Genomic DNA, 20,104 nt, shown 5'->3' with positions numbered 1-20,104 from the left:
ACTATGTAGATATCAACCGGTTCAGCCTCCCAGGGGGCCGGATTCGAGGTCAGACCGGGTGCCGGGAAGCGCTTTCGTGAGTATTCCGAATATCATTACCCTGGGCCGCATCATGCTGGTCCCCATCATCGTCTGGGCCATCGTGTCGAGCCAAATGGAGGTCGCGTTCGCCGTCTTCCTGATCGCCGGTATCAGCGACGCCGTGGACGGCTTCCTGGCCAAGCGCTTCAACATGACGAGCGAGCTCGGCGCCCTGCTCGACCCGCTCGCGGACAAGGCCCTGCTGGTCTCGATCTACATGGCCTTGGGCATCTGGGGCGCGATTCCGCGCTGGATCGTGATCCTGGTGGTCTCGCGCGACATCATGATCGTCGCCGCCGTGATCGTGTCCTGGCTGTTCGACCGGCCCGTCGAGATGAAGCCGTCGAAAGTGTCCAAGCTCAACACTGTCGCACAGGTGGCGTTCGCGGCCCTGGTGCTAGCCGCGCTTGCGTTCGGCTTCAAGCCAGCCCCTTATGATATCATCCTGATGGGCCTCGTCACGGTCTTCACGCTCTCCTCGGTGTCGCTCTATCTGGTCGAGTGGCTGCGGCACATGAGCACAATAGAGGCCAAGTAGCACGATAGAGGCCAAGTAGCACGATCGAGGCCAAATGAGAGGGGAAGCGCCTCGCAAAAGGCCAACTCCGCTCGACTAAGTCGAATTCTCTTCAGAAGGGCCGGCGCGCCGGCATGGAGCAAAGCAAGCGTGGCAGGCCGCGTCCATCCCCGACAATTGGCGTTTGCGCTTCCGCATGCGGAGAGCCTCAGCCGGGACAACTTCCTCGAGGGCCCCGCCAACGCGGCCGGTCTCGCCCTGATCGACAGCTGGCCGGAATGGCCGAACCGGATCATGTGGCTCGCGGGCCCGGAAGGCAGCGGCAAGAGCCACCTCGCCGCGATCTGGGCCGAAATATCCGGCGCCCGCTCGACCGCCGCCAACGTGCTGACGGCCGCAAGCGTTCCGGGCGCGCTCGCCACCGGCGCGCTGGTGGTCGAGGATCTGAGGGCCGGGAATTTCGACGAACGCGCCCTCTTCCACCTGATGAATCTCGCCCGCGAGGACGGCGCCTACGTGCTCTTCACCGGACGCGAGGTCCCGGCTTCGCTCCAGATCGAGCTGCGTGACCTGCGCTCGCGTCTGCGCGCCGTGCCGGTGGTCACCCTGCTGCCGCCCGACGACCAGCTGTTCCGCGGCCTGATCGTCAAATTCTGCGCCGACCGCCAGCTCACCGTGGACGAGAGCGTGGTCGGATATCTCGCCAACCGCCTGGAGCGGTCCTCGGCCGCCGCCCGCCGGGCCGTCGAACTGCTCGACAGCGAGGCCCTTCGGCTGGGCCGCCCCGTCACACGGGCGCTGGCCGCCGAGCTGCTCCGGGACGCCTGAGCCGCGCCGCCCACCGCCAAGGAGGCTTGCGCGAACTCTGCTTGACGCCGCGAGGCCGCGGAACATCAATGTCATCGAAACGTCATCGCTGTAACACATGCTCCCGCGGGTTTTGCGCGTAGGTCGCAAGGTTAGGCGAGACAGGATGGACCGACTTCTGATGGACTCTGCGCAAGCTGTTGAAACTAAAGAAAAAGCTCCGGAAGCCGAGGGTCTGCCGGCAATCGCATCGAGCCCCGAGCGGTTCATCAACCGGGAGCTGTCGTGGCTGCACTTCAACCGCCGCGTCCTGGAGGAATCGGTCAATCCCAGTCACCCCATGCTGGAGCGGGTGCGATTCCTGTCGATTTCCGCGAATAACCTCGACGAGTTCTTCATGGTCCGCGTCGCCGGCATCAAGGCCCAGGTGCGCGAGGGCATTGCCGAACGCAGCCCCGACGGCCTGACCCCGTCCGAGCAGCTCGCGCTGATCAACCGCACCGTCTCCGAGCTGGCCTCCGACCAGCAGGCGATCTGGCGCGACCTTCGCGGCACGCTGGCCGATGTCGGCATCGTGCTGGTCGACGGCAAGGACGTCACCAAGGCGGAACGGACCTGGATCGAGGACTACTTCCTCAACAACGTGTTCCCGCTGCTGACCCCGCTGGCGATCGACCCGGCCCACCCTTTCCCGTTCATCCCGAGCCTCGGCTTCACCATTGCGCTCCAGCTCACGCGTGCGGCTGACGGCAAGCAGATGAACGCGCTGATCCGCATGCCCGGCAAGATCGATCGCTTCATCCGCCTGCCGGCCGACAGCAAGATCGTTCGGCTGATCTCGCTGGAGCAGGCGACCTCCCTGTTCATCAACCGCCTGTTTCCCGGCTACAATCTGCACGGCCAGGGCGCCTTCCGGATCATCCGCGACTCCGAGCTCGAAATCGAGGAAGAGGCGGAAGACCTTGTCCGCCTGTTCGAGACGGCGCTCAAGCGCCGCCGGCGCGGATCTGTGATCCGGCTCGAGATCGACGCCAAGATGCCGGAGGAGCTGCGCAGCTTCGTTCAGCACGCGCTGTCGGCAGCCGATGACGAGGTCTTCCTGGTCGACGGGGTGCAGGCGATGAACGAGCTCTCGCAGCTCACCCGCCTCGACCGTCCCGACCTCGAATTCACGCCCTACGTGCCGCGCCACCCCGAGCGCGTCCGCGAGCACGGCGGCGACATCTTTGCCGCGATCCGGCAGAAGGACCTCGTCGTCCATCACCCCTATGAATCTTTCGACGTCGTCGTGCAGTTCCTGCAGCAGGCCGCGCGCGACCCTGATGTCGTCGCGATCAAGCAGACGCTCTACCGCACCTCAAACAACTCGCCGATCGTACGCGCGCTCGCGGAAGCCGCCGAAGCCGGCAAATCCGTCACGGCGCTGATCGAGCTGAAGGCGCGCTTCGACGAGGAAGCCAACATCCGCTGGGCGCGCGATCTCGAACGCGCCGGCGTGCAGGTCGTCTACGGCTTCCTCGAACTGAAGACGCATGCGAAGCTCTCGATGGTGGTGCGCCGCGAGGGCGGCAGCCTCACCACCTATGTCCATACCGGCACCGGCAATTATCATCCGGTCACCGCACGCATCTACACCGACCTCTCCTACTTCACCTCCGATCCGACCATCGGCCGCGATGCCGCACGCGTGTTCAATTTCATCACCGGCTACGCCGCGCCGAGCGATCTGGAAAAGATGGCGGTGTCGCCCCTGACCCTGCGCAAGCGCATCATCGAGCACATCCAGGGCGAGACCGCGCATGCGCGGCACGGCCGGCACGGCGCGGTCTGGATGAAGATGAATGCGCTGGTCGACCCTGATATCATCGACGCGCTGTACGAGGCCTCCCAGGCCGGGGTGCAGGTCGAGCTCGTGGTGCGCGGTATCTGTTGCCTGCGCCCCGGTATTCCGGGCCTGTCCGAGAACATCCGCGTCAAGTCGATCATCGGACGTTTCCTGGAACACGGCCGAATCTACTGCTTCGGCATGGGCCAGGGCCTGCCGAGCGCCAAAGCGGCTGTGTATATCTCGTCCGCCGACATGATGCCGCGCAACCTCGACCGCCGCGTCGAGGTGCTGTGTCCGCTGCAAAATCCCACGGTGCATCAGCAGGTTCTCGAACAGATCATGGTCGCCAACCTGAAAGACAATGAGCAGAGCTGGCAATTGTTGCCGGACGGGTCTTCAACGCGTATGAAGGCCGCGAAGGGCGAGGAGCCTTTCAACGTCCACAACTACTTCATGACAAATCCGAGTCTGTCTGGCCGTGGAAAGTCGCTCAAGGAATCCTCTCCGCGTCGTCTCACGCGCCGGAACGAACGCCATCAACCCTGATCGGGGATTTCCGACGTGAAGCGGCCGCGCAAGCGCGGCTCGAGCGTCGCGGTCATCGACATCGGCTCCAACTCGGTTCGTCTCGTGGTCTACGAGGGACTGACGCGGAGTCTCATTCCGATCTTCAACGAGAAGACGCTGTGTGGCCTCGGGCGTGAGGTGCAGAGCACCGGCCTGCTCGCCCCCGACGCCGTCGACAAGGCGCTGACCTCGCTCAAGCGCTTTCGAGCATTGTGCCGCGTGATGCAGGTCGGTCGCGTGTTCGCGATCGCGACCGCGGCCTGCCGCGACGCCTCCAACGGCCCCGATTTCATCGCCAAGGCCGAGCGCATCTGCGCCGTCAAGATCGAGATCCTCTCCGGTCCGCGCGAGGCGCGGCTGTCGGCGCTCGGCGTGATCTCCGGCATTCATCATCCCGACGGCATCGTCGGCGACCTCGGCGGCGGCTCGCTCGAATTGATCGACGTTCGCAAGAACAGCGTGCGCAGCGGCGTGACGCTGCCGCTCGGCGGGCTCGCGCTCCAGGATCTGGCGCACAAATCGCTCAAGCGCGCCGACCGCATCGTGCGCGAGGAGCTCGACGAGGTGCCGCAGCTCACCGCGGGCCGCGGCCGCACCTTCTACGCGGTCGGCGGCACCTGGCGCGCACTCGCGCGCATTCACATCATCCAGAGCGGTTATCCGCTGCAGGTGATGCACGGCTATTCGCTGTCCGCGGCCGAAGCGCTCGACTTCTCCCGCAGGCTGCGGCGCCTGGCGGCGGCGAACATGCTCGCCGACATCGAGATCGTTGCGGACGCGCGCCGCCCGCTCCTCACCTATGCGGCGCTGGTGCTGGAGCACATCATCCGCGTGGCGAAGCCGAAAACCATCGTGTTCTCGACCTTCGGCGTGCGCGAGGGACTGCTGCACGAGAAGCTGCCGGAGACGGAACGCAACAAGGACGGCCTGATCTGCGCAGCAGAAGAGCTGAACCAGCTGTTGTCACGCTCGGCCAAGCATGCCCACGAGCTGATCGCCTGGACCGATCGCCTCGCTCGCGTGGTGAAGCTGCGCGAGACCGAGGAGGACCGCCGCTTGCGCCACACCGCGTGCCTGCTGTCCGACATCGGCTGGCGCGTGCACCCCGATCACCGCGGCGAGCAGACGCTCAGTCTCGTCGTCAACGGCAATTTCGGCGCGATCACCCACACCGAGCGCGCCTTCGTCGGCCTGTCAGTGTTCTATCGCTATGCGGGTCTCAGCGAGGAAAACCAACCACCGACCACCATGCAGGGCCTGCTGACGCCGGCACAACTCGAACGCGCCCGCCTGCTCGGCGCGGCCTTCCGTGTCGCACATCTGATCTCAGCGGCACGTCCGGGCGTCTTGCCCGCCACGCATTTCCGCAGCCAGGGCCGCAAATTGATGCTGGTGTTCGAGCATCGGCTCGTCGACCTCGTCGCCGACCGCGTCGGCAGCCGCTTCCGCCAGCTCGCCCGGCTGATCGGCCGCGCCGGCTCAATCGTGCGACGCTGACACACTGTGACAATGCGACAAGCCAGCGGTTGGGCCATCAACCGGAAGCAGCCATTCGATCGTGGCTGCCCTCCGGCGCGATGACGGCCTTCAGTCCGCCGAGGTCGGAGTCGGCGAGAACGAGCTGCCATCCATAGGCACTCAGAACGTCCTGGACGATCGCGAGGCCGAGGCCTGCGCCTTCGCCGCGCTCATCCAGCCGCGCACCGCGTTCGAGCACGCATGCGCGTTCGGCGGCGGCGATGCCCGGACCGTCGTCCTCGACCGTGATCGCGGGATTCACGGTGGCGGCCGCGCCAATGCGCACCTGGCTCTTGGCGTGACGGACGGCGTTTTCCAGGAGATTGCCCAGCACTTCGGCCAGATCCGTGCGATCGAGCGGGACGCTCGGCTCGCCCGTGATGCAGGTCTTGAATTCAAGCCGCTGCGCAGCAGGCGTGCGCGTCAGCGTCAGCATCAGGGACTCGACAAGCGGTCTGAGGGGCGTGGAAAGACCGCCGCGCTGTCGTGCCGTGCCCCGCGCCCGGGCGCGTGCCAGCTCGCGGTCGACATGACGGCTCATCGCATCGGCGACGGCTTCGATGGCCTTGGCGATGTCCTGCTCACCTCGCTGACGCAAAAGCGCGACATCGGCCGCGAGGGCGGCGAGCGGCGTCTTCAGCCCATGGGCAAGGTCACCGGCGCGGCTGCGCGAACGCTCGATCTCCCCTTCCTGGGCGTCGATCAGGCTGTTGACCTCCTCCACCAGCGGCTTCACCTCGGCAGGAACGTCGACGGGGAGATGCTTGCGTTGGCCGGAGCGGACGTCGGCGACGCCGCGCCGAAGTGCGTCGAGCGGACGTAAGCCCAGTCCGACCTGGATCGAGGTGGCCGCCGCCAGCACGAGCCCCAGCAGGCCGAGCGCCAGCGCCAGATCCCTGGCGAAGTGCGAGGCAGCGGCCGCTACGTGGGCGAGATCGGCCGCCACCGCGACACGCACCGGCGCGCGGCGATCGCCCACGGTGAGCAGCACGCGGCGTTCGCTGACCAGGAGCCGGGCGTTCGCCGGGCCTTCGATGATGTGACGGTGCAATTCGCCGGGCGATGGCTCATCCCGCGGCAGGTCCAACACCGTGTCCCACAGCGACCGTGAATGCAGCATCTGGCCGCCATCGTCCGATACCTGCCAATACAAGCCGGAAAGCGGGTCGGCAAAACGCGGATCGGCTGGCGGCCGGCCCACCACGAGCTTGCCCTGCGCATCGGCATCGACACCCGCCACGAGTTGCTTGACGTAAACGTCGAGTTCGTCGCCGACGGTGCGCGTGACGTGGCGTTCGAACAGCAACGTCAGCCCAGCGCCGGCAATGGTCAGCGCAACCAGGATGGCCACCACTCCACCGGCCACCAGTCGCAGCCGCAGCGAGCCCCAGCTCACGGCCTCGTCTCCGGGACCAGATAGCCGAAGCCGCGCCTGGTCTCGATCAGATCGGCGCCGAGCTTCTTGCGCACCCGGCCGACCAGCACCTCGAGCGCGTTCGACTCGTGGTCCTCGCCGTGGCCATAGACGTTCTCGTCGAGCTCGTGCTGCGACACCACACGGCCGCGGTGGTGCAAGAGAAAAGCGATCAGGCGATATTCCAACGGCGACAACGCGACGGGTACGCCGCGCAGCATCACCCTCATCTGGCGCTCGTCGAGTTCGACGTCGCCTGCGACGATCCGTGGGGAGGCATGCCCTGCCGAGCGGCGCACGATCGAGCGCAGCCGCGCCAGCAATTCCTCCATGCGGAACGGCTTGGGCAGGTAGTCATCGGCGCCGGCGTCGATACCATCAACGCGCTCGGCCCAGCTGCCGCGCGCGGTCAGGATCAGCACCGGCATGGACCTTCCGTTCGCACGCCAGCGCTTGAGCACCGCCAGGCCGTCCATGCCGGGCAAGCCAAGATCGAGGATGACAGCGCCGTAGTCCTCGGTATCGCCGCGGAACCAGGCTTCCTCGCCGTTGCGGACGGTCTCGACCACATAGCCGGCCGCGTGTAGCGCCATCTCCACATCGGCCGCGATCCGTCGGTCGTCCTCCACCAGCAACAGGCGCATCACTTCTCCTTGATGCGTTCGATCTCGCCGCTGCGTGCGTCCACGTAGGCGTCGTAGAGACGCCCCTTGTCGTCGACGAGGCGAAACTCATAGACCCAGCGGCCGCGCTGACGCTCTATTTCGACGCCGGCAACCTCGCCCGGCAGCTTGCCCCGGACCGATGCGAGAATGTCAGCGAGTGACTTGATTTCGCCAGCCTCGACTGCGCGACGAACCGCCTCGGGCGCGCCCTTGCCGTGGTCGCTTGCTGCCGCCGGCACCGATGCGAGCGCGACGCCTACCAACAACGGCACTGCGAGGAATCCTAGGAAGCTGGCGGGCTGCATTTGCAGAGAATGCCCTAATCGACCTGACAAAACGCTGACGTGGATCAACAGGGGCTCGTCAGGGCCCTTCCGCCAATGTCCGCAACATCGCCTCGCCGCACCACGCCGCCGGGCGCCACACATCGGAGAGAACCATGCGCAAGATCATCATTTTCAGCGCTGCCGCCGCCTTGCTCGCGACTACGGCAACCGCTCATGCCGGCAGCCTCGGGCGTCCCTGCACTGCAGCGCCACAGACAAGCTGGCTGTCGCTCGAGCAACTGCAGGCCAAGGTCGAAGCCCAAGGCTACAAAGTTCAGAAGGCCAAGCTCAAGAACGCCTGTGGCGAACTCTACACGATCGACAAGTCCGGCAGCCGGGTCGAATTGTTCGTCGATCCGACCAGCGGCCAGATTCTCGGTCAGCTGTAAGGGTCTGCACCATGAGCGCCATTCACGACGCAATCGAGGCCGGCGGCGAGAAGCCGTTGGGCTCCGTCAAGGTCTGGGACCCTTTCGTGCGCGTGTTCCACTGGTCGCTGGCCGGGCTGTTTCTGCTCGCTTATGCGACCGGGGACGAGATCGAGAAAGTCCATATCACCGCCGGCTACACGATTGCGGGGTTGCTCGCGTTACGAATCGTGTGGGGCTTCGTGGGGCCGCGCCATGCGCGCTTCAGCGACTTCGTGCGCTCGCCGCGCGCGGTGCTCGCCTATATGCGCGACGTCGCGCTGCTTAGGGCGCCGCGCTATCTCGGCCATAATCCGGCCGGCGGCGTGATGGTCGTGGCACTGATCCTCATGCTGATCGGCACCTGCGCCACCGGTTACATGATGACGACGGACAGCTTCTGGGGAGCAAAATGGGTGGAGGAGGTGCATGAGGCGTTCGCCAACCTCACGGTCGGCCTCGTCGTCGTCCATGTGCTTGGCGTCCTCGTGGCGAGCTTCGAGCACCGCGAGAGTCTGGTGAAGGCGATGATCACGGGAAGGAAGCGTCCATCGTGAGTTGGGTAGGCCTCACTGCCCCCTCTCCGAACGGCGAAGACGGCTTAGCTTCTAGGGCGCCGAAGGAATTGACCGAGATCAACCGAAACGCTCCACGAATGGCAGGCAGCCTTCCAAAGTGGCTGGCCCGCTTGAGACAGATCAACTCTCCAACGCGCTGGTGGGTTAAGCGGAACCTGCAATCGAGCAGCGCTTCGCTCGCCCGTGAGTGTGGGACATTCCTCATGCGACTCCATCACGGAAATCTCCTTCTCGCCTCTTCTGGGGGCGCGCTCGCTCGTACGCTCTTTGCCGTTGCACTGAGCTTGTTGCCTTCCGTCTCGATGGCACAGGACGAAGTGAAGCTGAGCGAAGCGCAGGCGCGCAATCTCGGCGTGCGCGTGACTCATCCGGTCGCAAGCCGGACCGATCTGACGCTGCCCTATCCCGTTCAAATCGTGATCCCCACGCAGCAATTGTGGGTCGTTAGCGCGCCCGTCGCCGGCATGGTCGCCAATCTCCTGGTCGGACGCGGCGATCGCGCCTCCGCCGGCCAGCCGCTGGTCACCCTGGAGAGTCCAAGCTTCGTCTCCCAGCAGCGCGACTTCTTGCACGCGATTGCGCAGGAGCACCTCGCCAACCAGCAGCTCAATCGCAACGTCGATCTGTTCGAAGGCAAGGCCGTGCCGCAACGCGTGCTGGAGGCCAGCCAGGCCGAAGCGCGCCAGGCCGCTCTCGTCGTCGCCGAACGGCGCCAGATGCTGCGTCTGAGCGGGATGTCCGACGATGCCATCTCCCGACTGGCGCAGGAGGCGGCGATCAGCGGCACGCTCACGGTTAATGCGCCGCAAACCGCATCGGTGGTCGAGGTCGCGGTATCGCCGGGGCAACGGCTCGAACAGTCCGCTCCGCTCGTCAAGCTGGCGCGGCTCTCACCGCTGTGGGCCGAAATCGCGGTGCCTGCCGCCAATATTCGGGCGATCCACACCGGCGCGAAGGTCGAGATCGAGGGCTATGCCAGTCCCGGCAAGGTCGTGCTGGTCTCCGAGACCATCGACGCCGCCACCCAGACGATTCTGGTTCGCGCGGAGGTTCCCAACGACGGCGAGTTGCATCCTGGTCAGACCACCGCTGCCCGCATCGGCTTCCTCTCCGCCGGCGAAAGCGCCTTTGAGATTCCCTATAGCGGGCTGATCCGGCGGGGCGAGCAGACCTCGGTCTTCGCCGCCATCGAGGGCGGCTTCCGGCTGGTTCCGGTCAAGCTGCTTGCGGAAGATCAGGACCACGTCGTCGTGTCGGGCCCCATCACCGAACGGGACGCGATCGCAATCGGCGGCATCTCGGCGCTTCGCGGCATTCTCTCCGGACTGGGACAATAGATGCTCCGGCGCCTGGTTGCGTTCGCGCTCTCCCAGCGACTGTTCGTCGTGCTGGGTGTGCTGCTGGTGATCGGCGCCGGCGCCGTCCTCCTGCCCAGCCTTCCGATCGACGCCTTTCCTGACGTCTCGCCGGTTCAGGTGAAGATCATCATGAAAGCGCCGGGTCTCACCCCGGAAGAGGTCGAGCAGCGCATCACCGTGCCCGTCGAGCTCGAGCTGCTTGGATTGCCGAACAAGAAGGTACTCCGCTCGACCACGAAATATGCGCTGGCCGACATTACCGTCGATTTCGAGGACGGCACCGACATCTACTGGGCACGCAACCAGGTCTCGGAGCGGTTGTCGAACATCTCGCGCGATTTCCCAGACGGGGTGAGCGGCGGCCTTGCGCCGATCACGAGTCCGCTCGGCGAGATGTTCATGTTCACGATCGACAGTCCCGAGCTTTCGCTCGCCGAGCGCCGGACCCTGCTCGATTGGGTGATCCGCCCCGCCCTGCGCACGGTCCCCGGCGTTGCCGACGTGAACGCGCTCGGCGGCTATGTCCGCGCCTTCGAGATCGTGCCGCGCAACGATGCGCTTGCTGCGCGCGGCATCTCCTACGACCTGTTTCGCCGGGCCATCGAAGCCAACAGCCGCAACGACGGTGCCGGACGGGTGAACCAGGGCGAGGACAGCGCTCTGGTTCGGATCGAAGGCAGCATCCGCTCGATTGAGGACATCAAGGCCATCGTCGTCGACACGCGCGAGGGTGTGCCGATCCTGGTCAACGACGTGGCGAGCGTCAAGGTCGGCACGCTGACGCGCTATGGCGCCGTTACCGCGGACGGCCGCGGCGAAACCGTCGAGGGGTTGGTCCTTGGCTTGCGCGGCGCCAACGCGGGTCAGCTCATCCGCGACGTGCGCGCCCGGCTCGCGGAGTTGCAAGGCGCGCTACCGAAAAGCGTGTCGATCAACGTGTTCTATGACCGCAGCCGCCTGGTCAACCGAGCGGTCGGCACCGTGGTGCGGGCCCTCGGCGAGGCGACCGCCCTCGTGATCGTTCTTCTGCTGCTTTTCCTCGGCAATTGGCGGGCCTCACTGGTGATCGCGCTCAGCCTGCCGCTCGCCATCGTGATCGCGTTGATCGTCATGCGCCTGGTCGGAATGTCGGCCAACCTGATGAGCCTCGGCGGACTTGCGATCGCGATCGGCATGCTGATCGACGCCCTGGTGGTCGTGGTCGAGAACATCGTCGGCAACCTCGGCAAGCACGAGCCGGGCAAGGCCGCGCCGCTGATCCACCTGGTCTACCGTTCGGTTTGCGAGGTCCTGGAGCCTGTCGCCTCGGGCGTGCTCATCATCATCATCGTGTTCGTGCCCCTGCTGACGCTGCAGGGGTTGGAGGGGAAGCTGTTCATCCCCGTCGCGCTCGCGATCATTTTCGCGCTGGCCGGCTCGCTGCTGCTGGCGCTCACCGTGATCCCGGTCGCGACGTCCTTCGTGCTCAAATCTGCATCGCATCGCGATCCCGTGCTGGTGCGCGCGGCACAACGGGTCTACGCGCCGGCCTTGGACTGGGCCTTGAACAACGAGCGCAAGGTGATGGCTGCGGCGCTGATTGGCCTGGTCGCGGCGGGCTTCGCCTACACCAAGCTCGGCAAGACGTTCATGCCGACGATGGACGAAGGCGACGTCATCGTCAGCGTGGAGACGCTTCCGTCCGTCAACCTCGACGAATCGCTTGCGATGAATGCAAGGCTGCAGGCCGCGCTTCTGACCGTGCCTGACGTTGCCGGCATCGTCGCCCGGACCGGGTCGGACGAGCTCGGCCTCGATCCGATGGGCCCCAACCAGACCGACACGTTCCTGGTGCTCAAGCCGGCTGCCGAGAGAACGACTGACAATCGCGAGGTCCTGCTGCAGAAGCTTCGCGAAGTTCTGAGCGGCTTTCCCGGCATCTCGCTCAGCTTCACCCAGCCGATCGACATGCGCGTGCAGGAGATGATCAGCGGCGTGCGCGGCGACGTCGCCGTCAAGATCTTCGGCCCCGACATCGCTAGGCTGAACGAAACCGCGGCAAAACTGTCGGCGATCCTGTCCAGCATCGAGGGGGCCGAGGACGTCTACACCACGCTGAACGAGGGCGCGCAATATTACACGGTTGCGGTCAATCGCATGGAGGCGGGCCGCCTCGGCCTGAGCGTGGACTCGATCGTCAACTCGCTGCGGACCCAGATCGAGGGCCGGACGATCGGGACCGCGCTCGAGGAAGGACGGCGCACGCCGATTTTGGTCCGAGGCAGCGAGACGACCCGGGAAGCGCCGACGCTGCTGGCGAGCCTGCCGCTGACGCTCGCGTCCGGACGGCATGTCGCGCTGTCACAGGTCGCCCGCATCCAGCGCGTCGACGGCCCGGTGAAGATCGACCGCGAGGACGGCGCTCGCATGAGCGTGGTGCGCGCCAACATTCGCGGTCGCGACATGGTCGGCTTCGTCGACGCCGCCCGCCTGAAGGTGATGAACGAGCTCCCGCTTCCGAGCGGCTACCGGCTGACCTGGGGCGGACAGTTCGAGAACCAGCAACGCGCCGCCGCGCGCCTGTCCGTGGTGGTGCCCGTCGCGATCGGCCTGATCTTCGTGCTGCTCTTCACCACGTTCGGTGCCATCCGGCAGGCCTTGCTGGTGCTGGTCAACATTCCCTTTGCCCTGATCGGCGGCGTCTTCGCGCTGGTCGTGACCGGTGAATATCTGTCGGTGCCGGCCTCAGTCGGCTTCATCGCGCTGCTTGGTATCGCCGTGCTCAACGGCGTCGTCCTGGTGTCCTATTTCAATCAGCTCCGCGCCCACGGTCTTCCCGAGGATCGTATCGTCGTCGAAGGCGCCATGCGCAGGCTTCGGCCGGTGCTGATGACCGCCAGCATCACGGCGCTGGGCCTGATCCCGCTGCTGTTCGCTTCCGGCCCAGGATCCGAGGTGCAACGCCCGCTCGCAATCGTCGTGATCGGAGGATTGCTGTCCTCCACCCTGCTCACGCTGATTCTCCTGCCGATCCTGTATCGCCGCTATGGCGGGACATCGAAGGGGAAGGGATGACTGACCAGCCCGTCTGTCTCACGCTGATCGTGCCGCATCAGCTTCGCGACGAGGTATTCGACCATCTCGCCGAACAGACCGACCTTGTTTCAGGATTCACGGCCTCGCAGGGCTCAGGTCACGGCACTGAGATCCGACTGCTGACGGCCGCCGAACGCGTGAAGGGCCATGCCGATCAGACCGTCGTGCAAGTGGTGCTGGCAAGGAACGATGCCAGCCGCCTGCTCGACCGGCTGCGGGTTTCGTTCGCCGGAACCAAGCTGGTTTACTGGACGATGCCGGTGACAGAATTCGGCACGATCGACTGAGCCGTCCTACTCGGCCGACGCCCTGGCGTGCCGCTCGGACGATTCCAGCGCGGCAGCCGTCAGGCTGCGCCGGCGCCAGATGGTGCCGACCACCAGCACGACGACCACGCCGAGCGCGGCGCAGAAATATTCGCCGCCAGCGCCGCCATGGCCGAACTGCAGCGGGACACGCAAGGCGCCGAACATCGAGTCGAGCGAGGCGCCGAACGGGCCATCGAACAGCGTGTGCAGCTTCGGCGCGATGCCGGGGTCGGTCGCGATCACCTCGCCCGCGATCCAGCCGAGCAGCGCCGCACCGGCCCAGACCAACACCGGCAGCTTTTCCAGCAGCGCCATGATCAGCGCCGCACCGGCAACAATCAGCGGCACGCTGATGGCAAGGCCGAGGATCAGGAGCGGCACGCTGCCATTGGCCGCGGCAGCGACCGCAATGACGTTGTCGAGACTCATGACGATGTCGGCGACCACGACGATCTGCACGGCCTGCCACAGATGCGCGGCCGCGTCGACGTCGTCCTCGTCGTCGTGTTCCGGCACCAGGAGCTTGGCCGCGATCACGATCAGCGCAAGACCGCCGACCAGCTTGAGGTACGGCAGCTCCATCAGGCTGGCCACAATGCCGGTGAAGATAATGCGCAGCATCACCGCTGCGCCGGCACCGAAGATCATGCCCCACAGCCGGTGCCGCGGCGACAGGCCGCGGCAGGCGAGCGCGATCACGAGCGCGTTGTCGCCGGAGAGGAGGATGTTGATCCAGATGATCTTGCCGACCGCGATCCAGAAGGTCGGTTCGGCCATCTCATTGCGGAACTGGGTGAAGAATGCCCCGATCGTAGCGGGATCGAAGATCTGCCAGAGCCAGTTCACAATGAGTCCTTTCGCCCCGTCGTCCTAACCTGTGGGCTGATCGATCAGCCGACGATCTCGTTGCCCGAGAAGAACTGCGCGATTTCGATCGCGGCGGTCTCCGGCGCGTCCGAGCCGTGCACCGAGTTCTCGCCGATCGACTTTGCGTAGAGCTTGCGGACGGTGCCCTCGGCGGCCTTGGCCGGATCGGTCGCACCCATCACCTCGCGATACTTGGCGATCGCACCCTCGCCTTCCAGCACCTGTACGACAACCGGACCGGAGGTCATGAAGTCGACCAGCTCGCCGAAGAAGGGGCGCGCCTTGTGGACCGCATAGAAGGTCTCGGCCTGGCCCTTGGTCATGCGGATGCGCTTCTGCGCGACGATGCGCAGGCCCGCCTTTTCGATCACGGCGTTGACCGCGCCGGTCAGGTTACGCTCGGTCGCGTCGGGCTTGATGATCGAGAAGGTGCGTTCGATGGCCATAATCTTGTCCTTAGGGAAGAAAAGCGGTGGTTGTCGAGTTGCGGGGCTTATATCGGCGCCTTTGCCGGACGGCAAGCGACCGCCAAAACCCGCTCACGGGCGCTTCGCCGCAGGCTGCCCGGGGGCGGATCCGCCGGATGGATTACCGAGATTTCACCCAGATGAACCGAATCTGAAGCGCCCATTCAGGGTTTGGTTCAGCCTCACCGGCGTAAGGTCGGGCCTATCGAAACCGAAGCCTTAAGTTACAGGCGGAACGTTTCGGCGGCCTTTTCCATCGACGCGGAGTGCCCCCGCGCCGGCAGTTTTGAGGAGAACACCATGTTGAGGAAACTTTCGCTTGCCGCTGTCGCCGCGGTTGCGCTCGGTGCCGCGCTGGCGCCGACCTCGGCCTCCGCTCACTGGCATGGCGGCGGCTGGGGCTGGCACGGCGGCGGCTGGCACCACGGCTACGGCTGGGGCGGCCCCCGCTTCTATGCCCCCGTCTCCTACGGTTATGGCGGCTGCTATGTGCGCCGGCTGGTCCCGACCCCCTGGGGACCCCGCTGGCGGCTGATCAACCGCTGCTACTGAGCCCGATAGCACCTTCCAAGACCGACAGGTATCTGCGCCCCCCACAGGTACCTTCCGAGAGGAGCCCCGGCGATCCCCCCGCCGGGGCTCCGCATTTTGAGCGGACAGGGCGGAGTTCATACAATCTTGACGAGAATGCCCAACATCTCCCGCGAGTGGCGAAACCATTTTGGGGGCCAATGACTTGGTACCGTGTCCATACTTTGAGAACACGGAACCCTGAGCGATGGCTGGCCCTTTTGCCGATGACAGCGAACAGATCGACCGGCGCACCAGCCGATCGATTTGCGATGCCGTGGGCGAACGGCTCCAGCAGAGCCTGCGCCCCGACCCCCGGCTCCCGACACATCTCGAGCAGCTTCTGAACGAGCTGCAGCGGCGGGACCGCGAGCCGCACTGAGCTGCGAGTGCGGAAAAACGGGTTGCGTTTGATCCCGCCTGCGGTGACAAGGCCGCATGCTTGTCATCTCCGACCTCTCGATCCGCCTCGCCGGACGCCTTCTGATTGACCAGAGTTCCGTGCAGATCACGCCGGGATCGCGCGTTGGTCTGGTCGGACGCAACGGCACCGGCAAGTCGACGCTGTTCAAGGTGATCCGCGGTGAACTCGCGGCCGAGCACGGCTCCGTGACCCTGCCGCCGCGCTGGCGCATCGGCAGCCTGGCGCAGGAAGCCCCGAACGGCCCCGAGAGCCTGATCTCGGTCGTGCTCAAGGCGGATCTCGAGCGCGATGCATTGCTGCATGAGGCCGAGAGTGCGACCGATCCGCATCGGATCGCCGAGATCCAGACTCGCCTCGTCGACATCGACGCGCATTCGGCGCCGAGCCGCGCCGCCGCGATCCTGTCCGGCCTCGGCTTCTCCGCCGCCGACCAGCTCCGTCCCTGCGCCGAATTCTCCGGCGGCTGGCGCATGCGCGTCGCGCTCGCCGCAACGCTGTTCGCGGCTCCTGACCTTCTGCTGCTCGACGAGCCCACCAACTATCTCGATCTCGAAGGCACGCTGTGGCTGGAGGATCACCTTGCGCATTATCCGCGCACGGTGATCGTGATCAGCCACGACCGCGACCTCCTGGAAAGCTCGGTCGACCAGATCCTGCATCTGGAGCGCGGCAGGCTCACGCTCTACAAGGGCTCCTATTCCTCGTTCGAGGAGCAGCGCGCCGCACGCGAGCTGCTCGACGCCAAGGCCGTCAAACGCCAGGAGGCCGAACGCGCGCGGCTGCAGGCCTTCGTCGACCGCTTCAAGGCCAAGGCCTCAAAAGCCCGGCAGGCACAGTCTCGCGTGAAAATGCTGGAACGGCTGAAGCCGATCACGGCGCTGGTCACCGAGGACGTGCGCGAGATCAGCTTTCCTGCGCCGGAAAAAATCCTGTCGCCGCCGATCATTGCCGTGGACAACGCTTCGGTCGGCTACGATCCGGCGAGCCCGGTGCTGAGCCGCGTCACCTTGCGCATCGACAATGACGATCGCATCGCGCTGTTAGGGGCCAACGGCAACGGCAAGTCGACGCTGGTGAAGCTGCTCGCCGGGCGCCTCGCGCCGTTCTCCGGCAAGGTGACACGCGCGGACAAGCTGTCGATCGCCTATTTCGCGCAGCATCAGCTCGACGAGCTCAACGAGGACGCCTCCGCCTATGACCACGTCCGCAAGCTGATGGGCGATGCGCCGGAGGCCAAGGTGCGGGCGCGCGCCGGCGCGATCGGCTTCTCCGGCAAGGCGGCCGATACCAAGGCCGGCAAATTGTCGGGCGGCGAGAAGGCGCGGCTGCTCCTGGGCCTTGCGACCTTCTTCGGCCCCAACATGATCATCCTGGACGAGCCGACCAACCATCTCGACATCGACAGCCGCGGCGCTTTGGCCGAAGCGATCAACGAATTTCCCGGCGCGGTGATCATGGTCTCGCACGACCGCTATCTGATCGAGGCCTGCGCCGATCGGCTCTGGATCGTCGCTGATCGCACCGTGACCAATTACGACGGCGACCTCGACGACTACCGCCGCCTGGTGCTGTCCACCCGCAACGCGGACGCCCCGCGCGAGCGCAGTGCGTCCAGCGAGAAACCGCAGCGGGCAAGAGCGGACAATCGCGGAGGCTTGAAGAAGCGCATCGCGGAAGCCGAAGCCGAGATCGCCCGCGTCAGCGAGATCATCACCAAGATCGACACCGCGCTCGCTTTGCCCGACATTTTTACGCGCGATCCCAAGCAGGCCGCGCAGTTGTCCAAGGCGCGCGCCAATGCTGCCGACGCACTGGCGCGGGCCGAGGAGCAATGGCTGGAGGCGAGCACGCAGTATGACGAGGCGGCGGGGTAGCGCCTCATCAAAACCTGCAAAACAACCCCATGCACAGTACCGGCATTGTAATACCGAGCGCTTAGCTATTGAACGGGCTGCTCTTTATCCACTCTATGAGCGACCCCCAGCACGGCGATCGTGCGCTGGACGCGCTCAATCCGCGTATTGGCCGGCGGCCTTGATGATCGGCGCCCAGCGGTCGATCTCACTCGCCAGCATCGCGCCCAACGCCTCCGGCGTCGCCTTGTCCTGCGGCACCGGCTCGGTGTTGATGTCGTTGAACCGCGCGATCAAGGCCGGATCCTTCAGCGCGGTCTGCAGAGCCGCCGTCAGCTTCTGAATGACCGCCGGCGGCGTGCCCTTGGGCGCATAGAGGCCGTGCCAGACGCCGAGCTCGAACCCCTTGAGGCCGGCCTCGTCGGCCGTCGGCAGATCGCGAAGACTCTTCAGCCGTTCCTTGGTGGTGACCGCGTAGGCCTTGACCTGCTTGGCCGTGATCGGCCCGGTCGTGTTCGTCGCCTGGTCGCAGGTGAGATCGATCTGCTTGCCGAGCAGATCGTTCATGATCGGGCCGTTGCCCTTGTACGGCACCGTGGTGAGCTGCTTCTGGATCGCCGTCATGAACAGCATGCCGCAGAGATGCGACGCCGCACCCAAGCCGGCATTGGCGTAGGTGAGCTTGTCGCCCTGCTGCTGGGCGTAGGCGACGAGGTCCTTGAGCGTGTCCGCCGGAAAATCCGGACGCGCGATGATGGTCATCGGCGCGTTGGTCACGAGCCCGATCGGCGCAAAGGCCGTCTTGGTGTCGTAGCTGAGATTGCGGTAGAGCGTTGCGGCGGTCGAGATGCCGACATGATGGATCAGTAGCGTGTAGCCGTCGGGCTGGGCACGCGCGGCACGGGTCGTGCCGATCGTGCCGCCGGCGCCGGTCGCGTTTTCGACGATGATTTGCTGTCCCAGCAATTTCGCCATGCCCGCGGCCGTCAGCCGGGCGATGGTGTCGGTCGGCCCGCCCGCGGCGAACGGAACCAGCACGGTGATCGGCCTCGTCGGATAGTCCTGCGCGAACGCCGCGCCAAACGGCAACAGCAGAGCCGATACGAGGGCGATGAACCGCATTAGTTTCCTCCGGAATGTTATTGGCGCCATCAAAGCGCATTCCGGGGCGCGCGGCCATCGCCAAAGCGACGCACCAGGAGCGTTGCGGTCTGTGCGTAGGCGCGCGCGGCTGCGACCGATGCATTGGTATGCGCGGGATCAAAGTCGAGCACGCAGCCGCGTGAAGTGACAGCGCATCGCTCACACGCTGCACGGCACCCGGGGCACGCAGCATCGATAGCGTCGGTACGCCCTACGCGTGCTTCTTCTTCGGCTTCACCGCCTTCGGCACCGGCTGCGGATCGGGATTGCCTTCGATCGAGGACAGGCGGCCGGAGGGGAAGGTGTAGATGCCGGCGCGCGGGCCGGTGGTCCAGGTCACGACGGCGACGCGGCGGCCGGCGGCATCGTTGGAGAGATTGACGTTCGAGGGCGCGCCGATGCCGCGCACCACGTCGCATTCGGTGTGGCCGAGCGCGACCGTGCCGCCGATCGGTGCCGGCGCCGTCGTCGATGCATTGGCATCGGCCGGCCCGGGCGGCGGCGCCATGCCGGGACAGGCGCCGTCGGCGCTGACGAGATCTTCAGCTCCGACCGGCTTGTCCGGGGTCAGCGGCGGCGATTCGATCGAGATGTTCTTGATGAAGAGACGGCCGGGCTTCTGGAACCATTCGGCGTCCTTCGACAACAGATCAGTCCCGCCCGAACAGCCCGCGACCAGCGGTGCTACGGCGGCCAACGCAATTATGAGCGAGCCGGGAAGCTTTTGATGTCGCACGATAAACCAAATTCCCCAGGTGAAGGACCAGCCCTAAGCGTTTGTCCCAACATCACTTTGCGGCACGAAGGTGACCAATGCCAGCATCGCCCGAAAAGTGCAAATTATCATTAATTGCCAAGGATGATTGCCAAGGACGCTAATTCCGACGCTGCCACCGGCCCCGCTCGTCGGCCTGCCAATAGGTGACATCAAATCCCCGAGCCTTGCAATCCGTCCAGGCGCTGCGGGCGAGCGCCAGCGCATCCGGATCGTCACCGTTGAACAGCAGCACCATGCGCTCATAGCCCTGCGCATCCTGCGGGAGGCCGGCACTATCGACCAGGAAGCGGACATGGGCGCCGTTGGGATTGCCCTCCTCGACCGCCAGCACGATCGGCTGGTCGGCGGCATCGTTCACCCGCCATGTCGCGTGCGGCAGGAAGGAATCGTCGCGATAGGTCCACAGGTGAGCATCGAGCGCGTCGGCCCGCTCCTCCGAGGTCGACTGCACCACGACACGCCAGCCGCGCTCGAGCGATTTCTCGAGAAGCGGCGGCAACACATTCTCCACCGTCATGTTTTGCAGATGATAGAACAGGGCTTCGGTCATCAC

General features: G+C 65.6%; 20 protein-coding genes. 12 read left to right on the top strand and 8 right to left on the bottom strand.

Annotation, left to right across the window (positions count from 1 at the left end):
• The first annotated feature begins 76 nt into the window (after positions 1–76).
• From X268_RS13020 to ppx, 4 genes are all read left to right on the top strand, one after another.
• Positions 77–619, top strand: coding sequence for a CDP-alcohol phosphatidyltransferase family protein (locus X268_RS13020; protein WP_025035876.1), 543 nt, complete (start codon positions 77–79; stop codon positions 617–619).
• 129 nt (positions 620–748) lie between these two features.
• A complete protein-coding gene (locus X268_RS13015; protein WP_128925329.1) occupies positions 749–1,426 on the top strand; it encodes a P-loop NTPase family protein in 678 nt (225 codons plus the stop codon).
• Between the two features lie 160 nt (positions 1,427–1,586).
• Positions 1,587–3,779 carry an RNA degradosome polyphosphate kinase gene (locus X268_RS13010; protein ID WP_164938126.1) on the top strand — a complete coding sequence of 731 codons (2,193 nt, stop codon included), beginning with the start codon at positions 1,587–1,589 and terminating at the stop codon, positions 3,777–3,779.
• Positions 3,780–3,794: 15 nt separating this feature from the next.
• Positions 3,795–5,297 carry an exopolyphosphatase gene (gene ppx, locus X268_RS13005; protein WP_128925328.1) on the top strand — a complete coding sequence of 501 codons (1,503 nt, stop codon included), beginning with the start codon at positions 3,795–3,797 and terminating at the stop codon, positions 5,295–5,297.
• Between the two features lie 37 nt (positions 5,298–5,334).
• Here the strand turns inward: ppx and X268_RS13000 are convergent, their stop codons facing one another.
• Genes X268_RS13000 through X268_RS12990 form a run of 3 tightly spaced genes read right to left on the bottom strand, consistent with a single transcriptional unit; the run spans position 5,335 to position 7,750 of the window.
• On the bottom strand, positions 5,335–6,714 hold the full coding sequence (locus X268_RS13000; RefSeq protein WP_128925327.1) for a sensor histidine kinase: 1,380 nt from the start codon (positions 6,712–6,714) through the stop codon (positions 5,335–5,337).
• Entirely contained in the window at positions 6,711–7,376 is a 666-nt protein-coding gene (locus tag X268_RS12995) for a response regulator transcription factor (protein WP_128925326.1), read from the bottom strand. Before X268_RS12995 ends, X268_RS13000 begins: the two co-directional genes overlap by 4 nt.
• Positions 7,376–7,750: a PepSY domain-containing protein gene (locus X268_RS12990; protein ID WP_347341910.1), complete on the bottom strand. Its 375-nt coding sequence runs from the start codon at positions 7,748–7,750 to the stop codon at positions 7,376–7,378. The genes X268_RS12995 and X268_RS12990 overlap by 1 nt, the downstream gene beginning before the upstream one ends.
• Before the next feature lie 86 nt (positions 7,751–7,836).
• Here X268_RS12990 and X268_RS12985 point away from each other — a divergent pair, with 86 nt between their 5' ends.
• From X268_RS12985 to X268_RS12965, 5 genes are all read left to right on the top strand, one after another.
• Positions 7,837–8,112, top strand: coding sequence for a PepSY domain-containing protein (locus tag X268_RS12985; protein ID WP_128925325.1), 276 nt, complete (start codon positions 7,837–7,839; stop codon positions 8,110–8,112).
• Positions 8,113–8,123: 11 nt separating this feature from the next.
• A complete protein-coding gene (locus tag X268_RS12980; protein ID WP_128925324.1) occupies positions 8,124–8,687 on the top strand; it encodes a cytochrome b/b6 domain-containing protein in 564 nt (187 codons plus the stop codon).
• 323 nt (positions 8,688–9,010) lie between these two features.
• Positions 9,011–10,045 (top strand): efflux RND transporter periplasmic adaptor subunit, encoded by a 1,035-nt coding sequence (locus X268_RS12975; RefSeq protein ID WP_245477877.1) that lies wholly within the window; start codon positions 9,011–9,013, stop codon positions 10,043–10,045.
• A complete protein-coding gene (locus X268_RS12970; protein WP_128925322.1) occupies positions 10,046–13,120 on the top strand; it encodes an efflux RND transporter permease subunit in 3,075 nt (1,024 codons plus the stop codon). It begins immediately after the preceding gene.
• A complete protein-coding gene (locus X268_RS12965) occupies positions 13,117–13,428 on the top strand; it encodes a DUF3240 family protein (protein WP_128925321.1) in 312 nt (103 codons plus the stop codon). The genes X268_RS12970 and X268_RS12965 overlap by 4 nt, the downstream gene beginning before the upstream one ends.
• A gap of 6 nt (positions 13,429–13,434) precedes the next feature.
• Here the strand turns inward: X268_RS12965 and X268_RS12960 are convergent, their stop codons facing one another.
• Together X268_RS12960 and ndk are read right to left on the bottom strand one after the other, a co-directional pair.
• Entirely contained in the window at positions 13,435–14,295 is an 861-nt protein-coding gene (locus tag X268_RS12960; protein WP_128925320.1) for a TerC family protein, read from the bottom strand.
• Positions 14,296–14,339: 44 nt separating this feature from the next.
• Positions 14,340–14,762, bottom strand: coding sequence for a nucleoside-diphosphate kinase (gene ndk, locus X268_RS12955; RefSeq protein ID WP_128925319.1), 423 nt, complete (start codon positions 14,760–14,762; stop codon positions 14,340–14,342).
• 321 nt (positions 14,763–15,083) lie between these two features.
• Here ndk and X268_RS12950 point away from each other — a divergent pair, with 321 nt between their 5' ends.
• The 3 genes from X268_RS12950 to X268_RS12945 all read left to right on the top strand — a co-directional run bounded on the left by X268_RS12950 (position 15,084) and on the right by X268_RS12945 (position 17,651).
• Positions 15,084–15,335, top strand: coding sequence for a hypothetical protein (locus X268_RS12950; protein WP_027576269.1), 252 nt, complete (start codon positions 15,084–15,086; stop codon positions 15,333–15,335).
• 226 nt (positions 15,336–15,561) lie between these two features.
• Positions 15,562–15,735, top strand: a complete 174-nt coding sequence (locus X268_RS39370) for a hypothetical protein (RefSeq protein WP_164937698.1) — start codon at positions 15,562–15,564, stop codon at positions 15,733–15,735.
• A gap of 56 nt (positions 15,736–15,791) precedes the next feature.
• Positions 15,792–17,651 carry an ABC-F family ATP-binding cassette domain-containing protein gene (locus tag X268_RS12945; protein WP_128925318.1) on the top strand — a complete coding sequence of 620 codons (1,860 nt, stop codon included), beginning with the start codon at positions 15,792–15,794 and terminating at the stop codon, positions 17,649–17,651.
• A 135-nt stretch (positions 17,652–17,786) separates the two neighbouring features.
• Here X268_RS12945 and X268_RS12940 read toward each other — a convergent pair whose 3' ends face one another.
• The 3 genes from X268_RS12940 to X268_RS12930 form a co-directional block, all read right to left on the bottom strand.
• Positions 17,787–18,752 (bottom strand): tripartite tricarboxylate transporter substrate-binding protein, encoded by a 966-nt coding sequence (locus X268_RS12940; protein ID WP_128925317.1) that lies wholly within the window; start codon positions 18,750–18,752, stop codon positions 17,787–17,789.
• A 232-nt stretch (positions 18,753–18,984) separates the two neighbouring features.
• On the bottom strand, positions 18,985–19,470 hold the full coding sequence (locus X268_RS12935; RefSeq protein WP_208764434.1) for a hypothetical protein: 486 nt from the start codon (positions 19,468–19,470) through the stop codon (positions 18,985–18,987).
• A gap of 178 nt (positions 19,471–19,648) precedes the next feature.
• A complete protein-coding gene (locus X268_RS12930; RefSeq protein WP_128925315.1) occupies positions 19,649–20,101 on the bottom strand; it encodes a DNA polymerase III subunit chi in 453 nt (150 codons plus the stop codon).
• Positions 20,102–20,104 lie beyond the last annotated feature (3 nt).

The sequence above is a fragment of the Bradyrhizobium guangxiense genome (assembly GCF_004114915.1).
Classification (GTDB): Bacteria; Pseudomonadota; Alphaproteobacteria; order Rhizobiales; family Xanthobacteraceae; genus Bradyrhizobium; species Bradyrhizobium guangxiense.
The sequence above is the reverse complement of the archived record's forward strand: the minus strand, read 5'-3'. Positions and strand labels throughout refer to the sequence as shown.

Excerpts from the sequence above, each read along its gene's own strand:
- X268_RS12940 (WP_128925317.1), bottom strand. The coding sequence starts at position 18,752 with ATGCGGTTCATCGCCCTCGTATCGGCTCTGCTGTTGCCGTTTGGCGCG.
- X268_RS12950 (WP_027576269.1), top strand. The coding sequence starts at position 15,084 with ATGTTGAGGAAACTTTCGCTTGCCGCTGTCGCCGCGGTTGCGCTCGGT.
- X268_RS12980 (WP_128925324.1), top strand. The coding sequence starts at position 8,124 with ATGAGCGCCATTCACGACGCAATCGAGGCCGGCGGCGAGAAGCCGTTG.
- X268_RS12945 (WP_128925318.1), top strand. The coding sequence starts at position 15,792 with ATGCTTGTCATCTCCGACCTCTCGATCCGCCTCGCCGGACGCCTTCTG.
- ndk (WP_128925319.1), bottom strand. The coding sequence starts at position 14,762 with ATGGCCATCGAACGCACCTTCTCGATCATCAAGCCCGACGCGACCGAG.
- X268_RS12975 (WP_245477877.1), top strand. The coding sequence starts at position 9,011 with ATGGCACAGGACGAAGTGAAGCTGAGCGAAGCGCAGGCGCGCAATCTC.
- X268_RS12965 (WP_128925321.1), top strand. The coding sequence starts at position 13,117 with ATGACTGACCAGCCCGTCTGTCTCACGCTGATCGTGCCGCATCAGCTT.
- X268_RS12995 (WP_128925326.1), bottom strand. The coding sequence starts at position 7,376 with ATGCGCCTGTTGCTGGTGGAGGACGACCGACGGATCGCGGCCGATGTG.
- X268_RS39370 (WP_164937698.1), top strand. The coding sequence starts at position 15,562 with ATGGCTGGCCCTTTTGCCGATGACAGCGAACAGATCGACCGGCGCACC.
- X268_RS12930 (WP_128925315.1), bottom strand. The coding sequence starts at position 20,101 with ATGACCGAAGCCCTGTTCTATCATCTGCAAAACATGACGGTGGAGAAT.
- X268_RS13010 (WP_164938126.1), top strand. The coding sequence starts at position 1,587 with ATGGACTCTGCGCAAGCTGTTGAAACTAAAGAAAAAGCTCCGGAAGCC.
- X268_RS12970 (WP_128925322.1), top strand. The coding sequence starts at position 10,046 with ATGCTCCGGCGCCTGGTTGCGTTCGCGCTCTCCCAGCGACTGTTCGTC.
- X268_RS12985 (WP_128925325.1), top strand. The coding sequence starts at position 7,837 with ATGCGCAAGATCATCATTTTCAGCGCTGCCGCCGCCTTGCTCGCGACT.